Genomic DNA, 19,971 nt, shown 5'->3' on the forward strand with positions numbered 1-19,971 from the left:
AAGCCACCGAAGCAGCTGCCGAGAAAAGCCGCTATCGAGGTCCAAGGTGCCCGTACTGCAAACCGACACAGGTAGGCGAGGAGAGGATCCACAGGCGAGCGGGAGAACCCTCATTAAGGAACTCGGCAAAATGACTCCGTAACTTCGGGAGAAGGAGTGCCGAAAGGCCGCAGAGAAGAGGCCCAAGCGACTGTTTACCAAAAACACAGGTCTCTGCTAAGTCGGAAGACGAAGTATAGGGGCTGACGCCTGCCCGGTGCTGGAAGGTTAAGGGGAAGTGTGAGAGCACTGAACCGAAGCCCCAGTGAACGGCGGCCGTAACTATAACGGTCCTAAGGTAGCGAAATTCCTTGTCGGGTAAGTTCCGACCCGCACGAAAGGCGTAACGACTTGGGCGCTGTCTTGATGAGGGGCCCGGTGAAATTGTAGTACTCGTGAAGATGCGAGTTACCCGCGATTGGACAGAAAGACCCCGTGGAGCTTTACTGTAGCCTGTCACTGGATTTTGGTAATTCTTGTACAGGATAGGTGGGAGACGGAGAAGGTAGGGCGCCAGCCTTACTGGAGTCGGCGTTGGGATACCACCCTGGGATTACCGGAATTCTAACCTATAGCCGTGGAACCGGCGTAGGGACAATGGCAGGTGGGCAGTTTGACTGGGGCGGTCGCCTCCTAAAGGGTAACGGAGGCGCCCAAAGGTTACCTCAGCGCGGACGGGAATCGCGCGAGAGAGTGCAAAGGCAGAAGGTAGCCTGACTGCGAGAGAGACATCTCGAGCAGGGACGAAAGTCGGGCTTAGTGATCCGGCGGCAGTGAGTGGGAACGCCGTCGCTCAACGGATAAAAGCTACCCCGGGGATAACAGGCTGATCTCCCCCAAGAGTCCACATCGACGGGGAGGTTTGGCACCTCGATGTCGGCTCATCGCATCCTGGGGCTGAAGTAGGTCCCAAGGGTTGGGCTGTTCGCCCATTAAAGCGGTACGCGAGCTGGGTTCAGAACGTCGTGAGACAGTTCGGTCCCTATCCGTCGCGGGCGAAGGAAACTTGAGAGGCACTGCCCCTAGTACGAGAGGACCGGGGTGGACGAACCGATGGTGTACCAGTTGCACCGCCAGGTGCACAGCTGGGTAGCCAAGTTCGGAGGGGATAAACGCTGAAAGCATCTAAGCGTGAAGCCCGCCTCAAGATTAGGTTTCCCACCCGGCACTCAACTATACTTACTGGAGGAAGGCAAGATGTATTATGTGTATGTCCTGACAAATGAAAAAGGAAAGATATATATAGGCTATACGTCTAATATAAAGGAAAGGTATTTAGCGCATCAACGAAAAGAAGTAAAGAGTACAAGAGAAGGAAAATGGAGATTAGTATACTATGAAGCATATAGAGATAAAAAAGATGCGTTAATAAGGGAGAAACATTTAAAAAAGTCAGGACAAGGGCGTAGATGGCTAAAAGAGAGGATAAAGAATAGTCTTTCCACTAGTGAGTAGAGTTGAGTGCCGGGGTAAGACACCTCGAAGACCACGAGGTAGATAGGCCGGGGGTGTAAGAGTGGAAACACTCTTAGCTGACCGGTACTAATCAGTCGAGGACTTGACCGAGAAGGCTTTGTGCAGTTTTGAGGGTCTAGATTTCCGGTGGCGATAGCGGAGGGGAAACACCCGTTCCCATTCCGAACACGGAAGTTAAGCCCTCCAGCGCCGATGGTACTGCTTTCGCGGGAGAGTAGGTCGCTGCCGGTAAAATTTTATAAAGCCCCCTTTATGAAACTCCTGTAAAGGAGTTTATTTTTTTATATATACTTCCCAGACGCCAGTTAACACTTCCTCTATTTTTAAAGTGCAACCTATTTTAGAAAAGTATGTTTCTATATTGTCCAAACTACAGCGATGGTCTACAACTACTTTTAATACATCCCCTTCTTTCATTTCTTCATATTTTTTTCTGGTTTTTAAAAGAGGCAAAGGACAGATTTCCCCCATACACATGATTTCATGAACCATTTGCATCACCTTTAGCAGAAAAATTTTTTACCGCTGTTTTTTATAAAGTCGATGAAATCAGACTTGGATTTTTTGTAAATCTTTTTATTGTATATGATTGAATAAGTGTAATTAAATTCTATGTCTTCAACCTGAACTATGGACAAGGTCTTAGTATATAATTCTTTCTTTATGGCTATATAAGGTAAAATAGACAGACCGTGTCCTGCTGCTACAGAGGACTTTATCGACTCAATAGAGGGAGATTCAATTTCAATTTTTAGTTTTTTGATGTCAATTCCATTGGCTAGAAGTGTTTCTTCAATTACTTTTCTTAGAGCGCACTTTTTGTGTATTATAAAAAAATTATAACGTAATAATTTGTTTTTTAACAAGCTTTTTTCTTCCCAATTACCGCTTGCAACAAAATGCATTTTGAATTCTCCCAAAGGTATACAGGAAATATTTTCATCGACATAACAGCCTTCTATAAACCCAATATCTATTCCTCCTTCTTTGATGTTATAGATTACTTCTGGTGTGAAATTGTGTTCTACATGAACTGTCACATTCTTATACCTTCTCTTAAATTCGTGAAGAGTGCAAGGGAGAGCATATTGGCCAATAGTGGGGCAAGAAGAAATTGTAAGCCTATTTATGCAGTCGTTTTCGCAGCACTCTAAGTCCTTAATCATATTATCGCATAGATTTAATATCCTCTCTGCATACTGATACACCAATTCCCCAGCTGGGGTAGGAATGACTCCTCTGTTACTGCGCTTTAAAAGAGTAACTTTTAAGTCTTTCTCTAACGCTTTTATTTGTTGACTTATAGCAGGTTGTGAGAGATACAATTCTTTTGCTGCGGAAGAAATGCTCTTGTAGTATACGGTTTTATAAAATGCTCTTAAATTTTCAATATTCACAATACCCCCCTGTTTGTTAAAAAGCTATCGCAATACAACGTTTCGTTTCGTTAAGTTTTATTATACTACAAAGTTTGTTATAAGTAAAACTAATATTACATAAGAATTTCAAATGATATGAGAAGAAAATTTTATAGTATAATGAAACTAGAATGTTAAAATGATAACAAAGTGAGGAGGAATGTAAAATGGGTAATGATGTTAAACCTACCTATACTTTAGACGAAAGAGGTGAAGTGTGTCCAGTTCCAGATGTAGACACGAGAAGGAAGCTTAAGGAGATGAAATCAGGGGAAATTCTTGAAGTGCTTATTGACTATGCGCTTTCCAAAGAAAGAATCCCAGCTGGAGTTAAAGAAGTAGGAGGGGAAGTCATCTCTATTGAGGAAATTGGACCCAGTGAGTGGAGAATTCTCATTAAAAAGCTTTGATAAGTTGAGGGGGAGATTTTATGGATCCGAGGTTACAGGGGCTTTTAGTTGGGATTCTTTTTGGAATTGTTTTGCAAAGAGGTAGGATGTGTTTTAACTCTGCTATTAGGGATGTCAAAATGACAAAAGATAATTATCTCATGAAAATGGCTCTGGTTGCAATACTTGTAGAGACGATTGGCTTTCATCTGGCGGCGCAACTGGGTTGGATTAAATTAAATCCAAAACCTTTGATTCCTCTCGCTCAGATCATAGGCGGTTTCTTATTTGGTATGGGCATGGTTCTAGCAGGTGGTTGTGCCAGCGGTGTTACTTATAGGATAGGCGAGGGATATATAACAGCATTTATTGCAGCAGTCTTCTACGGAATCACTGCAGCAGCTGTAAAAGGTGGTCCTCTATCATTTGTAAACAATTGGCTGGGGAAGCCTATCACTACCACTAACAATCCCGGTGGATTGTATGGGGCAAAAGATGGAGCTGTAAATCTAACTATTGCAAATCTGCTTAATATTAATCCATGGATTGTTGCAATCATTTTTGCAGTAATACTTTTGATCATAGTTATTGTGTGGAAAACAACAGAGAGAAAAGTGTCAGGACTTGATTGGATTACAGGTGGCATTGCTCTTGGTCTTGTAGGAACTATAGGATATATTTCACAAAAAACTTATGCTCTTGGAATTACTGGGGGTTGGGTAAATCTTTTTAGAACTACAACTGCAAATATTAATCCAACAGAACCAATTCCGTACAACTGGGAAGGAATGGAAGTATTAGGGATTATAATTGGTGCATTTATAGCGGCTCTTCTTACAAAAGAATTTAGATTAAGAGCTCCAAAAGACCCAAAAACTTTTGTACAAGTTGCAATAGGTGGCGTTCTAATGGGACTTGGTGCAGGAAGTGCAGGAGGATGCAATATAGGGCACATTCTTTCTGGACTTCCCCATCTAGCTATAAGCTCAATTGTTTTTGCGGTATTTGCAGTGCTCGGAAACTGGTTTATGGTGTGGTATCTTTTTGAAAGAAGATAAATTGTGGAAGGGCTTTGCCCTTCCCACGAAATTTTAAGAGGAGGGGATAAATATGCATATAACAATACAGGTAAATGTACCACCTTATACAAATGAGGATATGGATACAGCCATTAATTTAGCGCAAACCCTTGTGAATAGGGGGCATAAAGTTTCAATATTTTTGTTTGCTGATTCTGTTCTTGCAACAAATAAACTGGTAAAGCCCATGAAAATTGATAGGAATATTCCGTTAAAACTTCAAGAACTTTCCGTTAAAGGGATAGAGGTTCACATTTGCGGCCTTTGTGCGCAGTATAGGGGAATTACAGAAGATATGAAAATTGAAGGTGCAGATTTTTCCGGAGTGCCGGAGATGGCAGCACTTATTTACAATTCCGATAGATACATCAATTTACTGCCATAGGAGGTGTAAAGAATGAAAAAAGTTTTATTTGCAGTGTACAATTCGCCTGTTGGGAGCATCTGGATAAATGAGGCTTTCAGAAGTGCTTTTGGCATGTATGGAGAAGACCTTGAACCGGTTGTACTTTTTGTAAACGAAGCAGTTCTTGCAGTTCGTAAACAATGCAAACCAGAAATAATTGGATGTTTACCGCTCTCTATTACATTTAAATATTTGGAGAAATACAATACTCAAGTATATGCAGTAAAAGAAGACCTTGAAAAATATAGCATAAAAGAAAATGAGATTGAACCTCATTGGAATTTAAAGACGATAATAAAAGAAGAACTTCCAGAGTTTGTACATTCTTTCGATAAGGTAGTATTCTTTTAGGAGGGAAAAGATATGGCGTTAATAATTGTTAAGAAAAGTCCAGCTGATAAACTTTCAGAATTTTTGTTGAAACTTGCACTGCCTCAGGATAAAGTTATTTTCATACAGGATGGGGTCATTTTTGCAATTGAAAAAAATCTAAAGGGCCTTGTAAAAGAAGGGGTTGAGCTCTTCGCGCTTAAGGAAGATTTTATTGCAAGAGGATTTGAAGAGAGTGAAAGCCAAATTCCTTTGATAGATTATGAGGGATGGGCTGATCTTATAGAAAGGGATGAGAAAATAATTTCTTAGAGGTATGATTGGCTATCACGCTGGAGGTATGTCAAATGAATGGAGAGATAAAAGTGGCTGAATTCTCAGATGTCAAGGAATATGATTTAGCTGTAATAGGGGCAGGTCCTGGAGGATATGTTGCTGCTATTAAAGCTGCTAAAAAAGGTGCAAAAGTAGCTTTATTTGAAAAAGATAAATTAGGTGGTACCTGTTTAAACAGAGGATGTATACCGACAAAAGCTTATGCAAGAATTGCCGAAGTGTATGACATTTTAAAACGAGCTGGAGAATTTGGATTTGATGTAAAAGTGAACTCTTTTGATTATACTCAAGTTGTAAAGAGAAAAGATGATATTGTAGGGGAGCTTGTTGAAGGCATTAATGCTTTGCTGAAGGCTAATGGAGTAGATGTTTTTAATGCTGAAGCAAAAGTTGACAAAGAAAAGAATGTACTATTTGGAGAAAATAAAATTAAAGCGAAAAACATTATTATTGCAACTGGGTCATCACCTGCTGAACTTCCTATTGAAGGCATTAATTCTAAAAATGTCATGAATAGTGATACTATTCTTGAAATGACCTCTTTACCTCAAAGTTTATGCATTATAGGTGGCGGAGTAATAGGCATGGAATTTGCTTTTATAATGAATCAATTTGGAGTAAAAGTGTCAGTTGTTGAAATGATGCCTAATATTCTTCCTACACTTGATAAAAAGATAAGTTCCTCTATTAAATTCGTTGCACAAAAAAGAGGAATCAAGATATATACTTCTTCAACGGTTGAGAGAATAGATGAAGAAGAAAACGGTGGGAGTATAGTAACAGTTAAAAATGGTGAAAATATAAAGCGCATATACGCAGACAAGGTATTTGTGTCTATAGGGAGGAAGTTAAATACGGATATTGGTCCAATTGTAGAACTATTAGAATTTGAAGGAAAAGCTATTAAAGTTGATGAGCACATGAAGACAAATGTAGAAGGAGCTTATGCAGTAGGTGATGTCACAGGCAAAATGATGCTGGCTCATGTTGCTTCAGCACAAGCAGAAGTTGCGGTAGATAATATTTTTGGCGAATCATCTACTTTAGATTATATGAAAATACCTGCTGCAGTATTTACAGAGCCAGAGATTGGATATTTTGGTTATACCGAAGAAGAAGCGAGAAAGAAATTTAAAGAAATAAAAGTAGGAAGATTTGATTTCAAACACAATGGAAGAGCTAAAACTTATGGAGAAACAGAGGGCTTTGCAAAGATAATTTCAAATGAAAATGGAGAAGTAGTTGGTGCATGGGTAGTAGGTAGTGGAGCTTCTGAACTTATTCACATACTTTCAACGGCTTGTCAAGAAGGTGTGGATGCAGAAGCTTTGAAGAAAGCGGTTTATGCCCATCCTACCCGAAGTGAAACTATTATGGAAGCTGCTAAGGACATCTTTGGGGAGTCTATACACAAAGTGTAATTTTCTTAAATACAACTATTATTAAAAACTAAAGTTTGGTAGTTTTTTAAATGGACAAAATATTTCATGAAATAGGAGGTTTTCCAAAGTGGAAGTTTTGGAAGGATTGTACTATTCGAAAGACCATGTATGGCTCAAAATAGAGGGAGATAAAGCATATATAGGAATAACTGACTATGCACAGGATTCTGTAGGAGATATAGAATACATTGAATTGCCAGAAGTAGGGACGGAATTCACTGCTGGCGATGTACTTGGAGTTCTAGAATCAGCAAAAGCAGCCTCTGACGTTTATATACCAGTGGATGGAAAAGTGGTTGAGGTAAACAACAATATTGTTGATGACCCTTCTCTAGTAAACAGTGATCCTTATGGTAGTTGGCTTGTATTAGTAGAACTTAAAAACAAATCACAACTTGAGGATTTAATGACAGCCGAAAAATATAAGAAATTATTGGAAAAAGGATAAAAGAGAATGCCTGAAAGGGCATTCTCTTTTTGTGTGCTGACTTTATTAATAATTTTAGTAATGCTATAATTATTTAAAGGTTTTTTATCCAGAATGGTATATATAATTCTTTAAAGGTAAGAATATGGCAATGGAGGGATAAAAATGGTGAAAATCCTATGCGGTGTGGACTTAGGGGGGACAAAGATAAGTACAGGGCTTGTAGATGAGAAGGGCAATATCATAAAGAGCATCAAAATACCTACTATGGCAGAAAAAGGGCCAGAAGAAGTAATTAAGCGAATCGAACAAAGTGTTTATGACGTTTTAAAAGAAGCAGGATTAAAAATATCTGATTTAAAAGGAGTTGGGATTGGATCTCCAGGGCCCCTTGATGCCAAAAGGGGGGTAGTTATAAGCCCACCTAATCTTCCAGGTTGGGACAATGTTCCCATTGTGGATATTTTATCTCATAAGCTGGGAGTTGAAGTAAAATTAGAGAATGATGCAAATGCTGCAGCTATTGGAGAACATTTATTTGGCGCAGGAAGAGGTATAGACAATTTTGTTTATATAACTGTAAGTACTGGGATTGGTGGTGGCGTGATAATTCAAGGAAAACTTTATAGCGGAGAAAATTCTAATGCAGCTGAGATTGGGCACCATACTATAAATTTTAATGGGCCTCGATGTAATTGCGGAAATTATGGGTGCTTTGAGGCTTTTGCTTCTGGTACGGCTATTGCGAGATTTGCTCAAGAAGGAATTCAAAATGGGAAAGATACAATGATAAGGGATTTAGCCAAAGATGGAGTAGTAAAATCGGAACATGTATTTGAAGCGGCAAAATTGGGAGATGAGTTTGCGGAAGAATTGGTTGACAATGAAGCTTTTTATCTTGGAGTGGGAATTTCAAATATCATGGCTTTTTATAATCCAAAAAGAATTGCCATAGGTGGTGGCGTATCCACTCAATGGGAGATGCTTTATGATAAAATGATGGAAACAATAAAGAAAAAAGCTTTAAAGCCTAATGCCGAAGTATGTGAAGTAGTAAAAGCAGAGCTTGGAGAAAACGTGGGTGTTTTAGGAGCGGCAGCATTACTTTTATAAGAGGTGAAATATGAATAGGTGTCCTTGGTGTCTTAGTGACGACATTTACATAAAATATCATGATGAAGAATGGGGAGTGCCTGTTCATGAGGATAAAAAACATTTTGAGTTTTTGGTTTTAGAATCGGCACAAGCAGGTCTTAGTTGGATTACTATTTTAAGAAAAAGAGAAAATTACAGAAAGGCCTATGCTGACTTTGACCCTATAAAAGTGTCACAATATGACGAAAAGAAAGTAGAAGAACTCATAAAAAATAGTGGAATTATAAAAAACAGAAAGAAAATAGAGGCTTCAATACACAATGCAAAAAGGTTTATAGAAATACAAAAGGAATTTGGAAGTTTTGATCAATATATTTGGGGTTTTGTAAATTATAAACCTATAATAAATGCGTGGGAAAAAATTGAAGATATACCTTCTAAAACTGAATTATCAGATAAAATCAGCCAAGACCTTAAAAAGAGAGGATTTATTTTTATAGGTTCTACTATTATATATTCCTATATGCAGGCGGTTGGAATAGTAAATGATCATTTAATAAGTTGCTTTAGATATAAGGAGTTAGTTGAGACTTTTAAATAATACAGGCAGGGCTTGGTGCAATTTGCATTGAGACTTGCTTTTTTCTTTTACGAAAAAATATAATGAAATTAGGAAATACAAAAAAGGGTGAATATATTTTTGCACAAAAGGGAATAATTACATTAGAAAATTTTGAAAGATGGTGTTGCATATGGAAAGCATAGCAACGAAAAGGAAATGCTTTATATGCGAACAGGAATCACAAGATGGAATAGAAGTGTTAGGAAAATTTCTTTGTACAAATTGCCAAGAAAAATTGATAAACTTATCTCCTTTTGATGAAGGTTATGATTTTTACAGGCAAAAAATGATAGACATATGGGAAGGCTATATGAAAGACATAAAATATGAAAACCGGATATGAATCCGGTTTTCATATTTTTATGGTATAATCAAAATAACGAAAAATTATGATTATACGGAGGTATTGTATGACAGCTCCATTATATGAAGCACTTATGGATTATGCAAAAAACCAAATTATACCTTTTCACATGCCAGGTCATAAACAAGGAAGGACTTTTCCAGGAGAATATCTTGTTAATTTGGCAAAGATTGATCTAACAGAGGTACCAGGACTTGACAATCTTCACAACCCTGAAGGTCCCATACTTGAGGCACAAAAACTTGCAGCAAAAGCTTTTGGGGCAAGAGAGTCTTTTTTTCTTGTAAATGGGACGACATCCGGCATATATGCAGCGATGTATGCAGTGTTAAATCCTGACGATAAAATACTTATAATGAGAAATTCTCACAAATCTGTGTACAATGGCCTTGTATTGACAGGAACAGTGCCTGTCTATATAAACCCGGAAATTGATTATGAAGACGGTATTCCAATGGGAATTGACATAAACAAATTGGAAGAATATTTAAAAAAAGATGAGGCTATAAAAGCAGTTGTGATGACTTATCCCAATTATTACGGGTTCTGTAGCGATATCACAGGAATTTCTGACATTGTTCATAAATACAATAAAATTTTAATTGTAGATGAAGCCCATGGAGCTCACTTTCCTTTTTCTAATAATTTGCCTCTTTCTTCTATACAGGCAGGAGCAGATATTGTGGTACAGAGTGTACACAAAACCTTGTCTTCTTTTACTCAAAGCTCTATACTTCATTTGAATTCTGATAGAGTAGATACAAATCGACTAAAATATTCTTTAAGCCTTTTTCAATCAACATCTCCTTCTTATATTCTCATGTCCTCCCTTGACATTGCAAGAGATTACATGGAGAAAGAAGGTAAAAATAGATTAGAAAAAGCGATTATTCTTGCTGATTATGCAAGATATGAGATAAACACCATTGAGGGAATAAGATGTTTAGGTAAAGAAATAGTAGGCAAATACGCCATTGTTGACTTTGACAAAACCAAACTTACTATAAGTGTAAAGAACTTAGGTATAAAAGGGCCTGAAGCAGAAAAGTTTTTGAGAGAGAATTTTAATATACAGGTAGAGATGGCCGATACTTTTAATATACTTGCTATGGTTACATTAGCGGATGATAAAGAAAAGGTTGACCTTTTAATAAAGGGGATAAAAGGGCTTGCAAATGTAAAAAAAGATAAAAAAACAGCTGAAGAAGTAGCAGCTTATCCTGATACTCCAGAAATGGTTTTAAAACCTTCTGAAGCAGTAAGGCAAAAGACTAAATTAATATCTTTAGAAGAAGCAGAAGGCCGTGTTTCTGCAGACTTTATTATCCCTTATCCTCCAGGTGTTCCACTTATTTGTCCGGGAGAGCGCATAAAAAAAGATATGGTAAAATATATAAATGTATTATATAATAAAGGTATTAAGATATTAGGTCTTAAAAATAACAGCCTATTGGTGTGTGAAATATGAGAGGAAAATTTATAAGCTTTGAAGGAATAGATGGATGCGGTAAGACTACTCAGATAAAATTTCTGGAGGAGTATCTTTTAAAACAGGGTTATAATATTTTGGTATTAAGGGAGCCTGGAGGCACAAAAGTTGGAGAAAAAGTTAGAGATATTTTATTAGATAAAAATAATTTTATTTCTCCAGTTACAGAAATGCTTTTATACGCTTCTTCTAGGGCTCAGCTAGTGGAGGAGAAAATTTTGCCCGCCCTTGAAAAAGGCCAAATTGTAATTTTAGACCGCTTTGTAGACAGTTCATATGTGTATCAGGGATATGCAAGAGGTTTAGGGATAGAAAAAGTTAAGTTAGTTAATGAAATAGCTACAATGGGGATTTTGCCTGATGTAACAATTTATATAGACATTACTCCTGAAGAAGCAATGAAAAGGCGAGGAAAAAGAGAAGCAGACAGATTAGAAAAAGAAAGTTGGGGGTTTCACAAAAAAGTGAGAGAGGGGTATATTAAATTAGTTAAAGAATTTCCTAAAAGGTTTGTATTTATAGATGGAATGCAAGAGCTTATGAAAGTGCACCAAGACATAATTGATGTAGTAAAAAAATATTTATAAGGAGGGCAATAACATGAAATTAGTGTTAGCTATTGTGCAGGACGAGGATGTAAGAAGACTTATGGATGGCCTGACTGAAGGGGGATTTAGCTTTACGAGAATAGCATCTACTGGTGGATTTTTAAGGTCTGGCAATACAACTTTGATAATAGGTGTAGAAGACGAAAAATTAAATGATGTTATCAGCATAATAGAGAAAAAATGTAAAACTCGCGATAGAATAATTACTTCTCCTACACCTATGGGTGGTGCTACAGACATTTTCCTGCCACAAGCCGTTGAAGTTACAATTGGTGGAGCTACAGTTTTTGTATTAAATGTAGAAAAATTCCTTAGGATTTAGGGTGTTTGACATGAGAATTGAAGAGGTAAAATCTCCAAAGATTTCATCTGATATAAAAAGTGAGTACAATAAGTCTTATAGAGTTTCTAAAAAATTTATTGATACCTTTGACGAAGAATTAGAGCAATTTCATCAAGATAAATTGAATGGGATTTTATCAGAGATAGACAGTGCAGCACAAAAATTAAAAGAAAATTTAACTTTGCAGGACTTAATTAATTACAAAAAACTTGTAAAGAAGTTTTTACAGGAAGCGACAAATGGCATGTTAAAATACACCAAAAAAGAATACGTCGACTTAAGAGGTAGGAAGAAAATTTATTCTCTAGTGGAAAAAGTAAATGACAAACTAGAAAAGCTTACAGAGGAGTTTTTAAAAGATTCCAAGCACTTGGAACTTTTGAAAATGATAGATGATATAAGAGGATTATTAATAGACATATATTCATAGGTGATAGCGTGTATAGGATTTATGGGCATGAAGCCGTATTAAATATTTTTAAAAATGTAATATCTCAAAATAAAATTTCAAATGCTTATTTGTTTGTAGGAGAAGAAGGATTAGGGAAAAGATTTATGGCAGAGTATTTTGCCATGATGATAAATTGCAAAGGGGAAACTGCAAAGCCTTGCTTTAGGTGTAGTTCTTGCCTAAAGATAATGGATAAAAATCATCCAGATGTGTTTTTTATAGAGCCGGAGGAGAATTCTATAAAAGTAGATACTATAAGATATATAACTAATGAAATCAATATAAGACCCTATGAAGCTAACAAAAAGATTTTTATTATAGACCAAGCTGATAAAATGACTGTAGCAGCTCAAAATGCCTTTCTCAAAACTTTAGAAGAACCTCCCTTATATGGCCTTTTTATATTGATTGCACCACAACAAGAAGAGCTTTTGCCTACGATTGTCTCTCGCTGTAATATAATTCGTTTTAATAAGGAAAATAAAAATACGATAAAGAACTATTTAATGTTTGAACACAATATTCCTGAAAAAGAAGCGGAAGTGTTAGCTCATATTGCTGATGGTAATTTTGCTCAAGCTAACAAATTAGCTAATAAGGAATATTTAAATTTTAGAAGAGAGGCAATACAAGAAATAGAAAAAATTCTTGCTACGAAGGGATTTGAAGTGATAGAGGAGTTTGAGTTTTTTGATAAGAATAAAGACAATATAGAAGAAATTTTAAAAATTCTACTTTCCTATATGAGAGATTTGTTAGTTTTTAAGGCTACAAAAGATGCCTCTTTCATAAAAAATATAGATTTTTTAAATAGAATACAGAAAATGGAATCTCGATTGACTATCAATAAGCTTAATAATATAATTAATAGAATAGAGCAGTTTAATTCACAGATTAATTCAAATATAAACTATCAATTAGCAGTAGAGAATCTACTTTTAGATATAGCGGGAGGTTTATAATTTTGGTTACTGTTGTGGGTGTGAGATTTAAAAAAGCAGGGAAGATATACTATTTTGACCCAGGGGATTTGCCAATAAAAGTAGGAGATAAAGTTATAGTTGAAACAATAAGAGGGATAGAATTTGGCGAAGTAGTTGTCGGTATAAAAGAGGTGCCAGAAGAAGAGATTGTGGCTCCTTTAAAAAAAGTAATAAGGATTGCGACACCAGAAGATGTAGAACATTATTATGAAAACAAGAAAAAAGAAGCTGAGGCTTTTGAAATATGTCTTCAGAAGATACAACAGCATGGTTTGGAAATGAATTTAATTGATGTAGAGTACACTTTTGATAACACCAAAGTCATATTTTATTTTACTGCAGAAGGCAGAGTAGACTTTAGAGAATTAGTGAAAGATTTGGCTGCAGTTTTTAGGATGAGAATAGAACTAAGGCAAATAGGAGTAAGGGATGAGGCAAAAATCATAGGAGGTTTAGGACCTTGTGGAAGGCCTCTATGTTGTACCGCCTTTTTAGGGGAATTTGAGCCTGTTTCTATCAAAATGGCTAAAGACCAAAATTTATCTTTAAATCCCACCAAAATATCGGGTATTTGCGGGCGATTGATGTGCTGCTTAAAGTATGAACAGGAGATGTATGAAAAAATTAGAGCAGAGCTTCCTAAGGTTGGCAGCATAATAAGAGTTGGAGATAAAGAAATGAAGATTGCAGAAGTAGATGTGATTAGACGAAAACTCAAAGTAAAAATGAAAAATGTAGAAGGAATAGAGATAATAAAAGAGTACGATCCTGAAGAAGTGGAAGTTATAGAAGAAAGAGAAGAAATTGAAGGAACCTACGAGGATGAACTATTTGAGGAGGACTTAGAAAAAATAGAGGAATAAATTTCCTCTATTTTTATTCTACTTTTCCAAGTATGAAGCTTATTATTAAAATTATAAAAACGAGTGTAGTGATACCCGCATACAAATAATCTTTTTCGTACAAAAAAGTAATTATAGATACGGCCACCCGAAATACAGGCGTTAATATAAGTAATAAAAGTCCTGTAAGGATGATAGCATAAGGCTTTAAAGAGATGAAACCTTTTAAAATTTCACCTGGTGAAGTGGGATAATAACCAATAGGATATCCACTTTTCCCTGTTATTATAAGCATTAAAAGGCCTATAAGAATGACAATTGCGCTGGTGGTAACCCCTATATTTAAAGCCTTGCTTATTATAAGTTCCATAGCCATTATTTTTTCATTTTCTTTATTTTCTTTTTTTAACATTAAATCTTTATTACTTTCTCTTTCCATGGTTTTACACCCCCAAGCCTTTTATAAGCATTTGAATAGAAATATAGGCGAGCACTGGTATAAATATTTTCCTTATAGTAGTATTTTTAAGTTTTTCCATTATTCTTGTTCCCAACATTGCTCCTAATAGAACTCCTAAAGCTACTGGACCGGCTATTTTTGGGTCTATATAACCTCTCATTAAATACACACCTGCACTGGCTGCAGCAGTCACTCCAATCATGAAATTGCTTGTAGCGGTAGAGACCTTCATAGGCAATTTCATAAATAAATCCATTGCCATAACTTTAAAAATACCACTTCCTATTCCTAGAAGTCCTGATAAAACGCCAGCTACATACATTGTTCCAAAACCGCTGTAAACTCCCGCTACTTTGTATTTTACTTCTTTATTTAACACTTTGTCAAAATAGGACCCTTCTAATTTCAATTTTTTAGCTAAAGGGTGAGATACGACATTTTGAGGCAATTCTTCATGCCTTTTTCTAAGCATAGCCAAAGCCGAATACAAAAGCACAATGCCAAAAATTATATAAAGATATTTTGGGCTTATCAATCCTGCAATGTAAGCTCCTGTTATAGCTCCTGTAGTTGTAGCGATTTCCAAAAACATCCCTATTCTCAAATTTGTAATTTTGTCTCTCACATATGCAACTGCTGCCCCACTGGAAGTTGCGATGACTGAAACTATACTTGCACCTATAGCGTATTTGATATCTACACCTAATAACAAAGTAAGAGCTGGAATTACAATTATTCCTCCTCCTAATCCTAAAAGGGCTCCAAAAATTCCTGCTATAAAAGAAAAGGCGAGAATTTCTAGAGAGGTTAAAACCACATTATCATCTCCTTGTTTTTGTTGGGTCAATTGCTACAATAACAATTATAACATACCCTTTAAAAGGAGCCAAATATAAAGGCTACAGTGATTATTTATTATACCTTCCTTTGAAGGAGTAGTAAAATAGGAGGTATTGCGTATATACAGGTAGTGGCTGCTGCTACAATGCCAGCATCGTTGAAGGCAAGAGCAAAAAGCATACCTACGATACTACCAAAAAATCCGTAATACACATATTTATAATTTTTGAAGATGTTTTTAAGTACTCCCGTTGGTCTATAAGATAGTATAAATAGTACTAAAATAGATATTATAAGTACCCATGACCATATAGTGTATCTTATAAGGTTAAGCTCCATTTGAAGCTTTCTTGTAAAAATTTGGAACAAAGAATTTATACCTTCACTTTTTACAATAATAGCTGTTTGGGCCATATGGGTAGTAGTTCCAAAAAACATTGAAGCTATAAACATCAAAAATAGTAATATTACCATAGAGATAAACATTATTAAAAAGGTCTTTTTATTTATTTTTACTCCAAAGAGCATCAAAATTGTGGAACCAAAAGCCATAAAACCAGTTATAAATCCGCCGACTTTTGCTCCAAATTGTGGTAGAACCATTAACCAAAATGCAACAGTAAAAAGGATAAAGCCTAAAATTTTTACGCTCTTGGTTTTATATTTTTCAGTTAATGCCATAGTTCCCATAATTGAAGAACCTATCAAGACTCCCATGTATTCATTTCCTATTCCATAGAACCTAGCTCCGCTTATGACGTCATATCCTAATATAGAGTTTTTCATCAAAGGAGAATTAAGTAACAAATCTATTATTATTGTGATTGTGGTTACCAAACTTATTACCATTAGTCTATCTAAATCATTTTTTACAAAATACATGATTAACCCGTCAATTAATCCAGTTAAAACAACAACAGCCACAATGTTTAAGTAAAGAGATAAGGGGCCTAATAAAGGCAGAATTAAAAATGTCAGAGGAACAGTCATTACTCCTAAAATTATAGGTGTCAAATACTTTAAATATTCTTTTTCAAGAACAATAGGCCTATATAAAGTATTAGCACAATGACTAAAAACAAAACGTAACTTTTCAATACCAATGGTCTAGCATTGTGGACAGAAACTATCATTTTATCTGCGTTGATAAGATAACCAAGGGCGTTTTGGTATTTGATGCTTTCAATTGGATGTCCCAACATTTCTACAGGGGGTTCTATGTTAAAGTATGATAATATTGTTGGTGCTATGTCTAAATTTGTAATAATTCCTTGGCGCTTTGTAGTATTAGAAGTCGCAAAGCCTTGTGAATAAGAAGGACCTGCTATTATTACAGGGGTAATTAAATTGTTAATTTGTATATCTTGATTAGAAGGATAAGGAGTCACGACAATAAATAAATCTTTAGACAAATCCAAATCAGATAATATTTTACCTATAAGTTTATCAGATTCATATAATGCCTTTTCTCTGTAACGCTGAGCCAAGGAAGGGGAAGTATATTTAGAAAATACATCTGCCCTTAAAATATCTCCAGGGTCTATAATAATGAGGCCACCATTTTTACTGTATTCTACAAATTTATTGTAAAGTTTTTCATAATCGGCTTTTACCATGTAAGGACTATTATCATCTTTTACTAATAAATCTTCGCTAATATCTCCCTCAGATATCCCGTTTTTGTCCATGCCAATTAAAGGGGCATATCTTTTATAGGATATTCCAGAGGGAGTCTTTATGTCAGAGTTCCCTAATACGTACACGTTAATTTCATTAAAAGTTCACCTAACAATCCCGGCGTAACAGTATAATTTAAAGTAGAAGCTTGATTTATTAAATCTTGTATTCCTAAGTTAACTATATTACCTTCTTGTGGAAGTTTCCCAGTGTAAAGGTGATATAATTTTTCTGCAGAAGTATAGCCATAAACTTCATCATTGTTAAAACATAAGCTACCCATTTCACCAGCCGAAGCTCGGGTACCTGTTCCTATGGTGAGATAAGAAGAAGGTTCTGAATAACTTCCGGCTGCTCTTGTATTCATAAGTGCTAAGGAACCTATGTCTAATAACTTTTTTATATTTGGAAGATTGTATTTAGCAAGGTCATTAATACTTGTCCTATCTAAAATAAAGAGCACTGCTATTTTATTCTTTGTTGGAGATGCAAAAGAAATTGAAGGGGAAACTGCAAAGAAAATAAACACAAGACATAAAAAAATTGCAAAAAACTTTTTCATAGATTATCCTTCCTTTTCAATTAGTAAATTGACACCCAAACATTATACCATTAAATTATTAAAAATTTATTAACAACAGAAAGGTTAAATCTGTTAATTTGTTAATAACTTTTCAATGCAAATTAAAAAATCCCCTTTTTTATGCTTTAAATTTGTGCATAAAAAGGGGACTGTGATTTAATTTATTCTCTTAAAAGGGGCATAGTCATACAACGAGGGCCGCCTCTTCCTCTTGAAAGTTCCGACCCTTCAATAGGGATTACCTTTATTCCTTCTTTTTCCATTATTTTATTAGATATTTCATTTCTAGAATAGGTTACAATAACTCCCGGAGCGATAGCTAAAGTGTTTGTACTGTCATTCCATTGCTCTCTTGCAGAAGTTATTGCATTTAACCCGCCAGTTGGTATTATATCTATTGTGTAGAGATTTAGCGCATTTTTTAATGCTGTTTGCAAATCTTTTTCCTGATGTATAGAGAAACCTTTTTCCTCTTTTATGATGCTAAATACTCTCAACTCGTTTTTTATTCCTGGATAAAAAACAAATCTGTTTGTGTCAACCATGGTGAAAACTGTATCTAAATGCATATAAGAACGGTTTATAGGGATTTGCACTACCAATATTCTTTCGACAGAGGAACCTTTTTCAAATAAATTATGGGCTAATTGTTCTATTGCCTGAGGAGTTGTTCTTTCACTACATCCTACTGCAATTACTTTTTCGCTTAATACCAGCACATCTCCGCCCTCTATGGAATGAGGATAGCTATCATCATACCACCAAGGAATATTATTTTTTCTAAAAATTTCATGATATTTATAAATGTATTTTAATATTAGAGTTTCTGGTTTTCGCGCTGCTGTTTTCATAGAACTTATCATTAAGCCGCCATCTATCATTGCTCCGGGGTCTCTTGTAAAATAAAGGTTTGGTAAGGGCTTTATATAAAAATAATTATCTTGGTATATGTATTCTGCTAAACCCATCATAGATTTTTTTATCTTTATTTCATTTAGAGCCAAACCTGCAATTGCTATTTCGGCAACCTCGTTTGAAGATTTTTCTTTAAGGAATTCTTTTAAATAGTTATTGATTTTTGGAGAGGTAACTCCATTTACTTGAAGTAATTCCTCAATAAATTTTTCTTTTACATCTTCTTCTTTTAATATTTCTTCTAAGAGATTTTGTAAATACAGTACTTGGACTTCATTTTGCTGCAATACTTTTGCAAAGTTGTCGTGTTCTTCTTGGATCCTTCTAACCCAAGGGATATCGTCGAAAAGAAGCTCGGATAAATTTTGAGGGGTCAATCTTTCCAATTCTTTCCCTGGCCTGTGCAAAATCGTTGTTTTTAATTTATTTATTTCTGAATTTACGCGGGGAGCAGTAACTACTTTTGTCAACTTTTCATCCTCCTAATGTTTAAATTCTTTATATAGTATACTGTGCACTACTTCAATTTTCAATACGTATTTAAAAAGTTAATAAAAACTTTTGGCAATTGTGATAAAATAAATCAAGAATATTATAGAGGTGATAAAATGTTAAGAGATGGGGAAAGATTAGATGAATTAAACTTGAAAGATTTAGTTATAATTCAACACAAGGATAAATTTAAATTCGGAATGGATGCGGTATTGCTTGCTAATTTTGTTACTGCTAAAAAAGGAGATAAAATTGTAGATTTAGGATGTGGGTCTGGCATAATACCTATTTTAATTGCTGCTAAAACTCAAGATACCTTTATTTACGGTGTTGAGATACAAGAAGATATGGCGGATATGGCTACAAGAAGTGTAGTTATTAATAAAATGGAAGAAAGAATAAAAATAATAAAAGGCGATGTAAGAGGATTAGAAAAGATATTAGGATATGAAAAATTTGATATAGTGACTTCAAATCCTCCCTATATGCCAGTAAAAACGGGATTTGATAAAAAACAAAAGTCAGAAAATATCGCGAGATACGAAATATATGGAGGACTTGAGGAATTTATAAAGGCTGCTTCGAAACTTTTAAAATTTGGAGGAAAATTTTTTATGATTCATAGAACAGAAAGATTAGTTGACATTTTGTATTTTTTGAGAAAATACAATTTAGAACCTAAAAAATTGAGATTTGTGCATCCTTATGTAGATAGTAAACCCAATCTTTTGCTAATAGAATCAAAAAAAGGTTCTCAGCCAGGTTTAAACATATTGGCTCCCCTTTATGTGTATGAAAAAAGTGGGGAGTATACAAAAGAAATTATAGAAATATACTCTAAAATGCAATTAGAGGAGGAATAAAG

At 35.4% G+C, this 19,971-nt stretch carries 22 protein-coding genes, 2 rRNA genes and 1 pseudogene (1 of these 25 only partly in view); 19 read left to right on the plus strand and 6 right to left on the minus strand.

Features of this window, described 5'->3' with window-relative positions:
- Both OEI98_RS00480 and rrf read left to right on the plus strand, forming a co-directional pair.
- Positions 1 to 1,605 (plus strand): 23S ribosomal RNA (locus tag OEI98_RS00480) (it extends 1,659 nt beyond the left edge of the window).
- Between the two features lie 32 nt (positions 1,606 to 1,637).
- Positions 1,638 to 1,746: ribosomal RNA gene (gene rrf, locus OEI98_RS00485) — 5S ribosomal RNA — on the plus strand.
- A 42-nt stretch (positions 1,747 to 1,788) separates the two neighbouring features.
- Here the strand turns inward: rrf and OEI98_RS00490 are convergent.
- Entirely contained in the window at positions 1,789 to 2,007 is a 219-nt protein-coding gene (locus OEI98_RS00490) for a sulfurtransferase TusA family protein (RefSeq protein ID WP_003871399.1), read from the minus strand.
- 11 nt (positions 2,008 to 2,018) lie between these two features.
- Positions 2,019 to 2,912: a LysR substrate-binding domain-containing protein gene (locus tag OEI98_RS00495; RefSeq protein ID WP_003871398.1), complete on the minus strand. Its 894-nt coding sequence runs from the start codon at positions 2,910 to 2,912 to the stop codon at positions 2,019 to 2,021.
- A 188-nt stretch (positions 2,913 to 3,100) separates the two neighbouring features.
- Between OEI98_RS00495 and OEI98_RS00500 the strand changes: the two genes are divergently transcribed.
- The 16 genes from OEI98_RS00500 (at position 3,101) to OEI98_RS00575 (ending at position 14,160) form a co-directional block, all read left to right on the plus strand.
- Entirely contained in the window at positions 3,101 to 3,343 is a 243-nt protein-coding gene (locus OEI98_RS00500) for a sulfurtransferase TusA family protein (RefSeq protein WP_003871397.1), read from the plus strand.
- Positions 3,344 to 3,363: 20 nt separating this feature from the next.
- The gene (locus OEI98_RS00505) at positions 3,364 to 4,380 is read left to right on the plus strand and encodes a YeeE/YedE family protein (RefSeq protein WP_003871396.1); all 1,017 of its coding nucleotides are present in this window, start codon (positions 3,364 to 3,366) and stop codon (positions 4,378 to 4,380) included.
- Positions 4,381 to 4,432: 52 nt separating this feature from the next.
- Positions 4,433 to 4,786, plus strand: a complete 354-nt coding sequence (locus tag OEI98_RS00510) for a DsrE/DsrF/TusD sulfur relay family protein (protein ID WP_003871395.1) — start codon at positions 4,433 to 4,435, stop codon at positions 4,784 to 4,786.
- 12 nt (positions 4,787 to 4,798) lie between these two features.
- Positions 4,799 to 5,158 carry a DsrE family protein gene (locus tag OEI98_RS00515; protein WP_003871394.1) on the plus strand — a complete coding sequence of 120 codons (360 nt, stop codon included), beginning with the start codon at positions 4,799 to 4,801 and terminating at the stop codon, positions 5,156 to 5,158.
- A gap of 12 nt (positions 5,159 to 5,170) precedes the next feature.
- Positions 5,171 to 5,449, plus strand: coding sequence for a sulfurtransferase complex subunit TusB (gene tusB, locus OEI98_RS00520; protein WP_003871393.1), 279 nt, complete (start codon positions 5,171 to 5,173; stop codon positions 5,447 to 5,449).
- 35 nt (positions 5,450 to 5,484) lie between these two features.
- Complete coding sequence (gene lpdA / locus OEI98_RS00525) at positions 5,485 to 6,894, plus strand: dihydrolipoyl dehydrogenase (protein WP_003871392.1); 1,410 nt, start codon at positions 5,485 to 5,487, stop codon at positions 6,892 to 6,894.
- Positions 6,895 to 6,982: 88 nt separating this feature from the next.
- On the plus strand, positions 6,983 to 7,363 hold the full coding sequence (gene gcvH, locus OEI98_RS00530) for a glycine cleavage system protein GcvH (protein ID WP_003871391.1): 381 nt from the start codon (positions 6,983 to 6,985) through the stop codon (positions 7,361 to 7,363).
- 144 nt (positions 7,364 to 7,507) lie between these two features.
- Positions 7,508 to 8,455, plus strand: coding sequence for an ROK family protein (locus OEI98_RS00535; RefSeq protein ID WP_003871547.1), 948 nt, complete (start codon positions 7,508 to 7,510; stop codon positions 8,453 to 8,455).
- Between the two features lie 10 nt (positions 8,456 to 8,465).
- Positions 8,466 to 9,038, plus strand: a complete 573-nt coding sequence (locus OEI98_RS00540) for a DNA-3-methyladenine glycosylase I (protein ID WP_003871546.1) — start codon at positions 8,466 to 8,468, stop codon at positions 9,036 to 9,038.
- A 139-nt stretch (positions 9,039 to 9,177) separates the two neighbouring features.
- Positions 9,178 to 9,402 (plus strand): sigma factor G inhibitor Gin, encoded by a 225-nt coding sequence (locus OEI98_RS00545; RefSeq protein ID WP_003871545.1) that lies wholly within the window; start codon positions 9,178 to 9,180, stop codon positions 9,400 to 9,402.
- A 67-nt stretch (positions 9,403 to 9,469) separates the two neighbouring features.
- Positions 9,470 to 10,891: an aminotransferase class I/II-fold pyridoxal phosphate-dependent enzyme gene (locus OEI98_RS00550; protein ID WP_003868907.1), complete on the plus strand. Its 1,422-nt coding sequence runs from the start codon at positions 9,470 to 9,472 to the stop codon at positions 10,889 to 10,891.
- Positions 10,888 to 11,499 carry a dTMP kinase gene (gene tmk, locus OEI98_RS00555; protein ID WP_003868908.1) on the plus strand — a complete coding sequence of 204 codons (612 nt, stop codon included), beginning with the start codon at positions 10,888 to 10,890 and terminating at the stop codon, positions 11,497 to 11,499. The genes OEI98_RS00550 and tmk overlap by 4 nt, the downstream gene beginning before the upstream one ends.
- Positions 11,500 to 11,512: 13 nt before the next feature.
- Positions 11,513 to 11,842: a cyclic-di-AMP receptor gene (locus tag OEI98_RS00560; protein WP_003868909.1), complete on the plus strand. Its 330-nt coding sequence runs from the start codon at positions 11,513 to 11,515 to the stop codon at positions 11,840 to 11,842.
- 10 nt (positions 11,843 to 11,852) lie between these two features.
- Positions 11,853 to 12,293, plus strand: a complete 441-nt coding sequence (locus OEI98_RS00565) for a YaaR family protein (RefSeq protein ID WP_003868910.1) — start codon at positions 11,853 to 11,855, stop codon at positions 12,291 to 12,293.
- An 8-nt stretch (positions 12,294 to 12,301) separates the two neighbouring features.
- Positions 12,302 to 13,276 (plus strand): DNA polymerase III subunit delta', encoded by a 975-nt coding sequence (gene holB / locus OEI98_RS00570; protein WP_003868911.1) that lies wholly within the window; start codon positions 12,302 to 12,304, stop codon positions 13,274 to 13,276.
- Between the two features lie 2 nt (positions 13,277 to 13,278).
- Complete coding sequence (locus OEI98_RS00575; RefSeq protein WP_003868912.1) at positions 13,279 to 14,160, plus strand: PSP1 domain-containing protein; 882 nt, start codon at positions 13,279 to 13,281, stop codon at positions 14,158 to 14,160.
- A 13-nt stretch (positions 14,161 to 14,173) separates the two neighbouring features.
- On the opposite strand, the gene OEI98_RS00580 is transcribed toward OEI98_RS00575, so the two are convergent.
- The 4 genes and pseudogenes from OEI98_RS00580 to arcA form a co-directional block, all read right to left on the minus strand.
- Positions 14,174 to 14,578, minus strand: a complete 405-nt coding sequence (locus tag OEI98_RS00580; protein ID WP_003868913.1) for a DUF1634 domain-containing protein — start codon at positions 14,576 to 14,578, stop codon at positions 14,174 to 14,176.
- A 4-nt stretch (positions 14,579 to 14,582) separates the two neighbouring features.
- Positions 14,583 to 15,416, minus strand: a complete 834-nt coding sequence (locus OEI98_RS00585; protein ID WP_003868914.1) for a sulfite exporter TauE/SafE family protein — start codon at positions 15,414 to 15,416, stop codon at positions 14,583 to 14,585.
- 98 nt (positions 15,417 to 15,514) lie between these two features.
- Positions 15,515 to 17,678: pseudogene (locus tag OEI98_RS00590) on the minus strand (hypothetical protein).
- 182 nt (positions 17,679 to 17,860) lie between these two features.
- A complete protein-coding gene (gene arcA / locus OEI98_RS00595) occupies positions 17,861 to 19,084 on the minus strand; it encodes an arginine deiminase (protein WP_003868916.1) in 1,224 nt (407 codons plus the stop codon).
- A gap of 138 nt (positions 19,085 to 19,222) precedes the next feature.
- Between arcA and OEI98_RS00600 the strand changes: the two genes are divergently transcribed.
- Complete coding sequence (locus OEI98_RS00600; RefSeq protein WP_019907180.1) at positions 19,223 to 19,969, plus strand: tRNA1(Val) (adenine(37)-N6)-methyltransferase; 747 nt, start codon at positions 19,223 to 19,225, stop codon at positions 19,967 to 19,969.
- Positions 19,970 to 19,971 lie beyond the last annotated feature (2 nt).

It is taken from the genome of Thermoanaerobacter sp. RKWS2, assembly GCF_026240795.1.
GTDB lineage: Bacteria > Bacillota > Thermoanaerobacteria > Thermoanaerobacterales > Thermoanaerobacteraceae > Thermoanaerobacter > Thermoanaerobacter ethanolicus.

What these genes read in the sequence shown, in the direction of transcription:
- tmk (WP_003868908.1), top strand. Translation starts at nt 10,888, where the DNA reads ATGAGAGGAAAATTTATAAGCTTTGAAGGAATAGATGGATGCGGTAAG.
- OEI98_RS00490 (WP_003871399.1), bottom strand. Translation starts at nt 2,007, where the DNA reads ATGGTTCATGAAATCATGTGTATGGGGGAAATCTGTCCTTTGCCTCTT.
- OEI98_RS00545 (WP_003871545.1), top strand. Translation starts at nt 9,178, where the DNA reads ATGGTGTTGCATATGGAAAGCATAGCAACGAAAAGGAAATGCTTTATA.
- OEI98_RS00540 (WP_003871546.1), top strand. Translation starts at nt 8,466, where the DNA reads ATGAATAGGTGTCCTTGGTGTCTTAGTGACGACATTTACATAAAATAT.
- OEI98_RS00560 (WP_003868909.1), top strand. Translation starts at nt 11,513, where the DNA reads ATGAAATTAGTGTTAGCTATTGTGCAGGACGAGGATGTAAGAAGACTT.
- tusB (WP_003871393.1), top strand. Translation starts at nt 5,171, where the DNA reads ATGGCGTTAATAATTGTTAAGAAAAGTCCAGCTGATAAACTTTCAGAA.
- OEI98_RS00565 (WP_003868910.1), top strand. Translation starts at nt 11,853, where the DNA reads ATGAGAATTGAAGAGGTAAAATCTCCAAAGATTTCATCTGATATAAAA.
- lpdA (WP_003871392.1), top strand. Translation starts at nt 5,485, where the DNA reads ATGAATGGAGAGATAAAAGTGGCTGAATTCTCAGATGTCAAGGAATAT.
- OEI98_RS00505 (WP_003871396.1), top strand. Translation starts at nt 3,364, where the DNA reads ATGGATCCGAGGTTACAGGGGCTTTTAGTTGGGATTCTTTTTGGAATT.
- OEI98_RS00580 (WP_003868913.1), bottom strand. Translation starts at nt 14,578, where the DNA reads ATGGAAAGAGAAAGTAATAAAGATTTAATGTTAAAAAAAGAAAATAAA.
- OEI98_RS00500 (WP_003871397.1), top strand. Translation starts at nt 3,101, where the DNA reads ATGGGTAATGATGTTAAACCTACCTATACTTTAGACGAAAGAGGTGAA.
- OEI98_RS00535 (WP_003871547.1), top strand. Translation starts at nt 7,508, where the DNA reads ATGGTGAAAATCCTATGCGGTGTGGACTTAGGGGGGACAAAGATAAGT.
- OEI98_RS00550 (WP_003868907.1), top strand. Translation starts at nt 9,470, where the DNA reads ATGACAGCTCCATTATATGAAGCACTTATGGATTATGCAAAAAACCAA.
- OEI98_RS00510 (WP_003871395.1), top strand. Translation starts at nt 4,433, where the DNA reads ATGCATATAACAATACAGGTAAATGTACCACCTTATACAAATGAGGAT.
- OEI98_RS00515 (WP_003871394.1), top strand. Translation starts at nt 4,799, where the DNA reads ATGAAAAAAGTTTTATTTGCAGTGTACAATTCGCCTGTTGGGAGCATC.
- OEI98_RS00600 (WP_019907180.1), top strand. Translation starts at nt 19,223, where the DNA reads ATGTTAAGAGATGGGGAAAGATTAGATGAATTAAACTTGAAAGATTTA.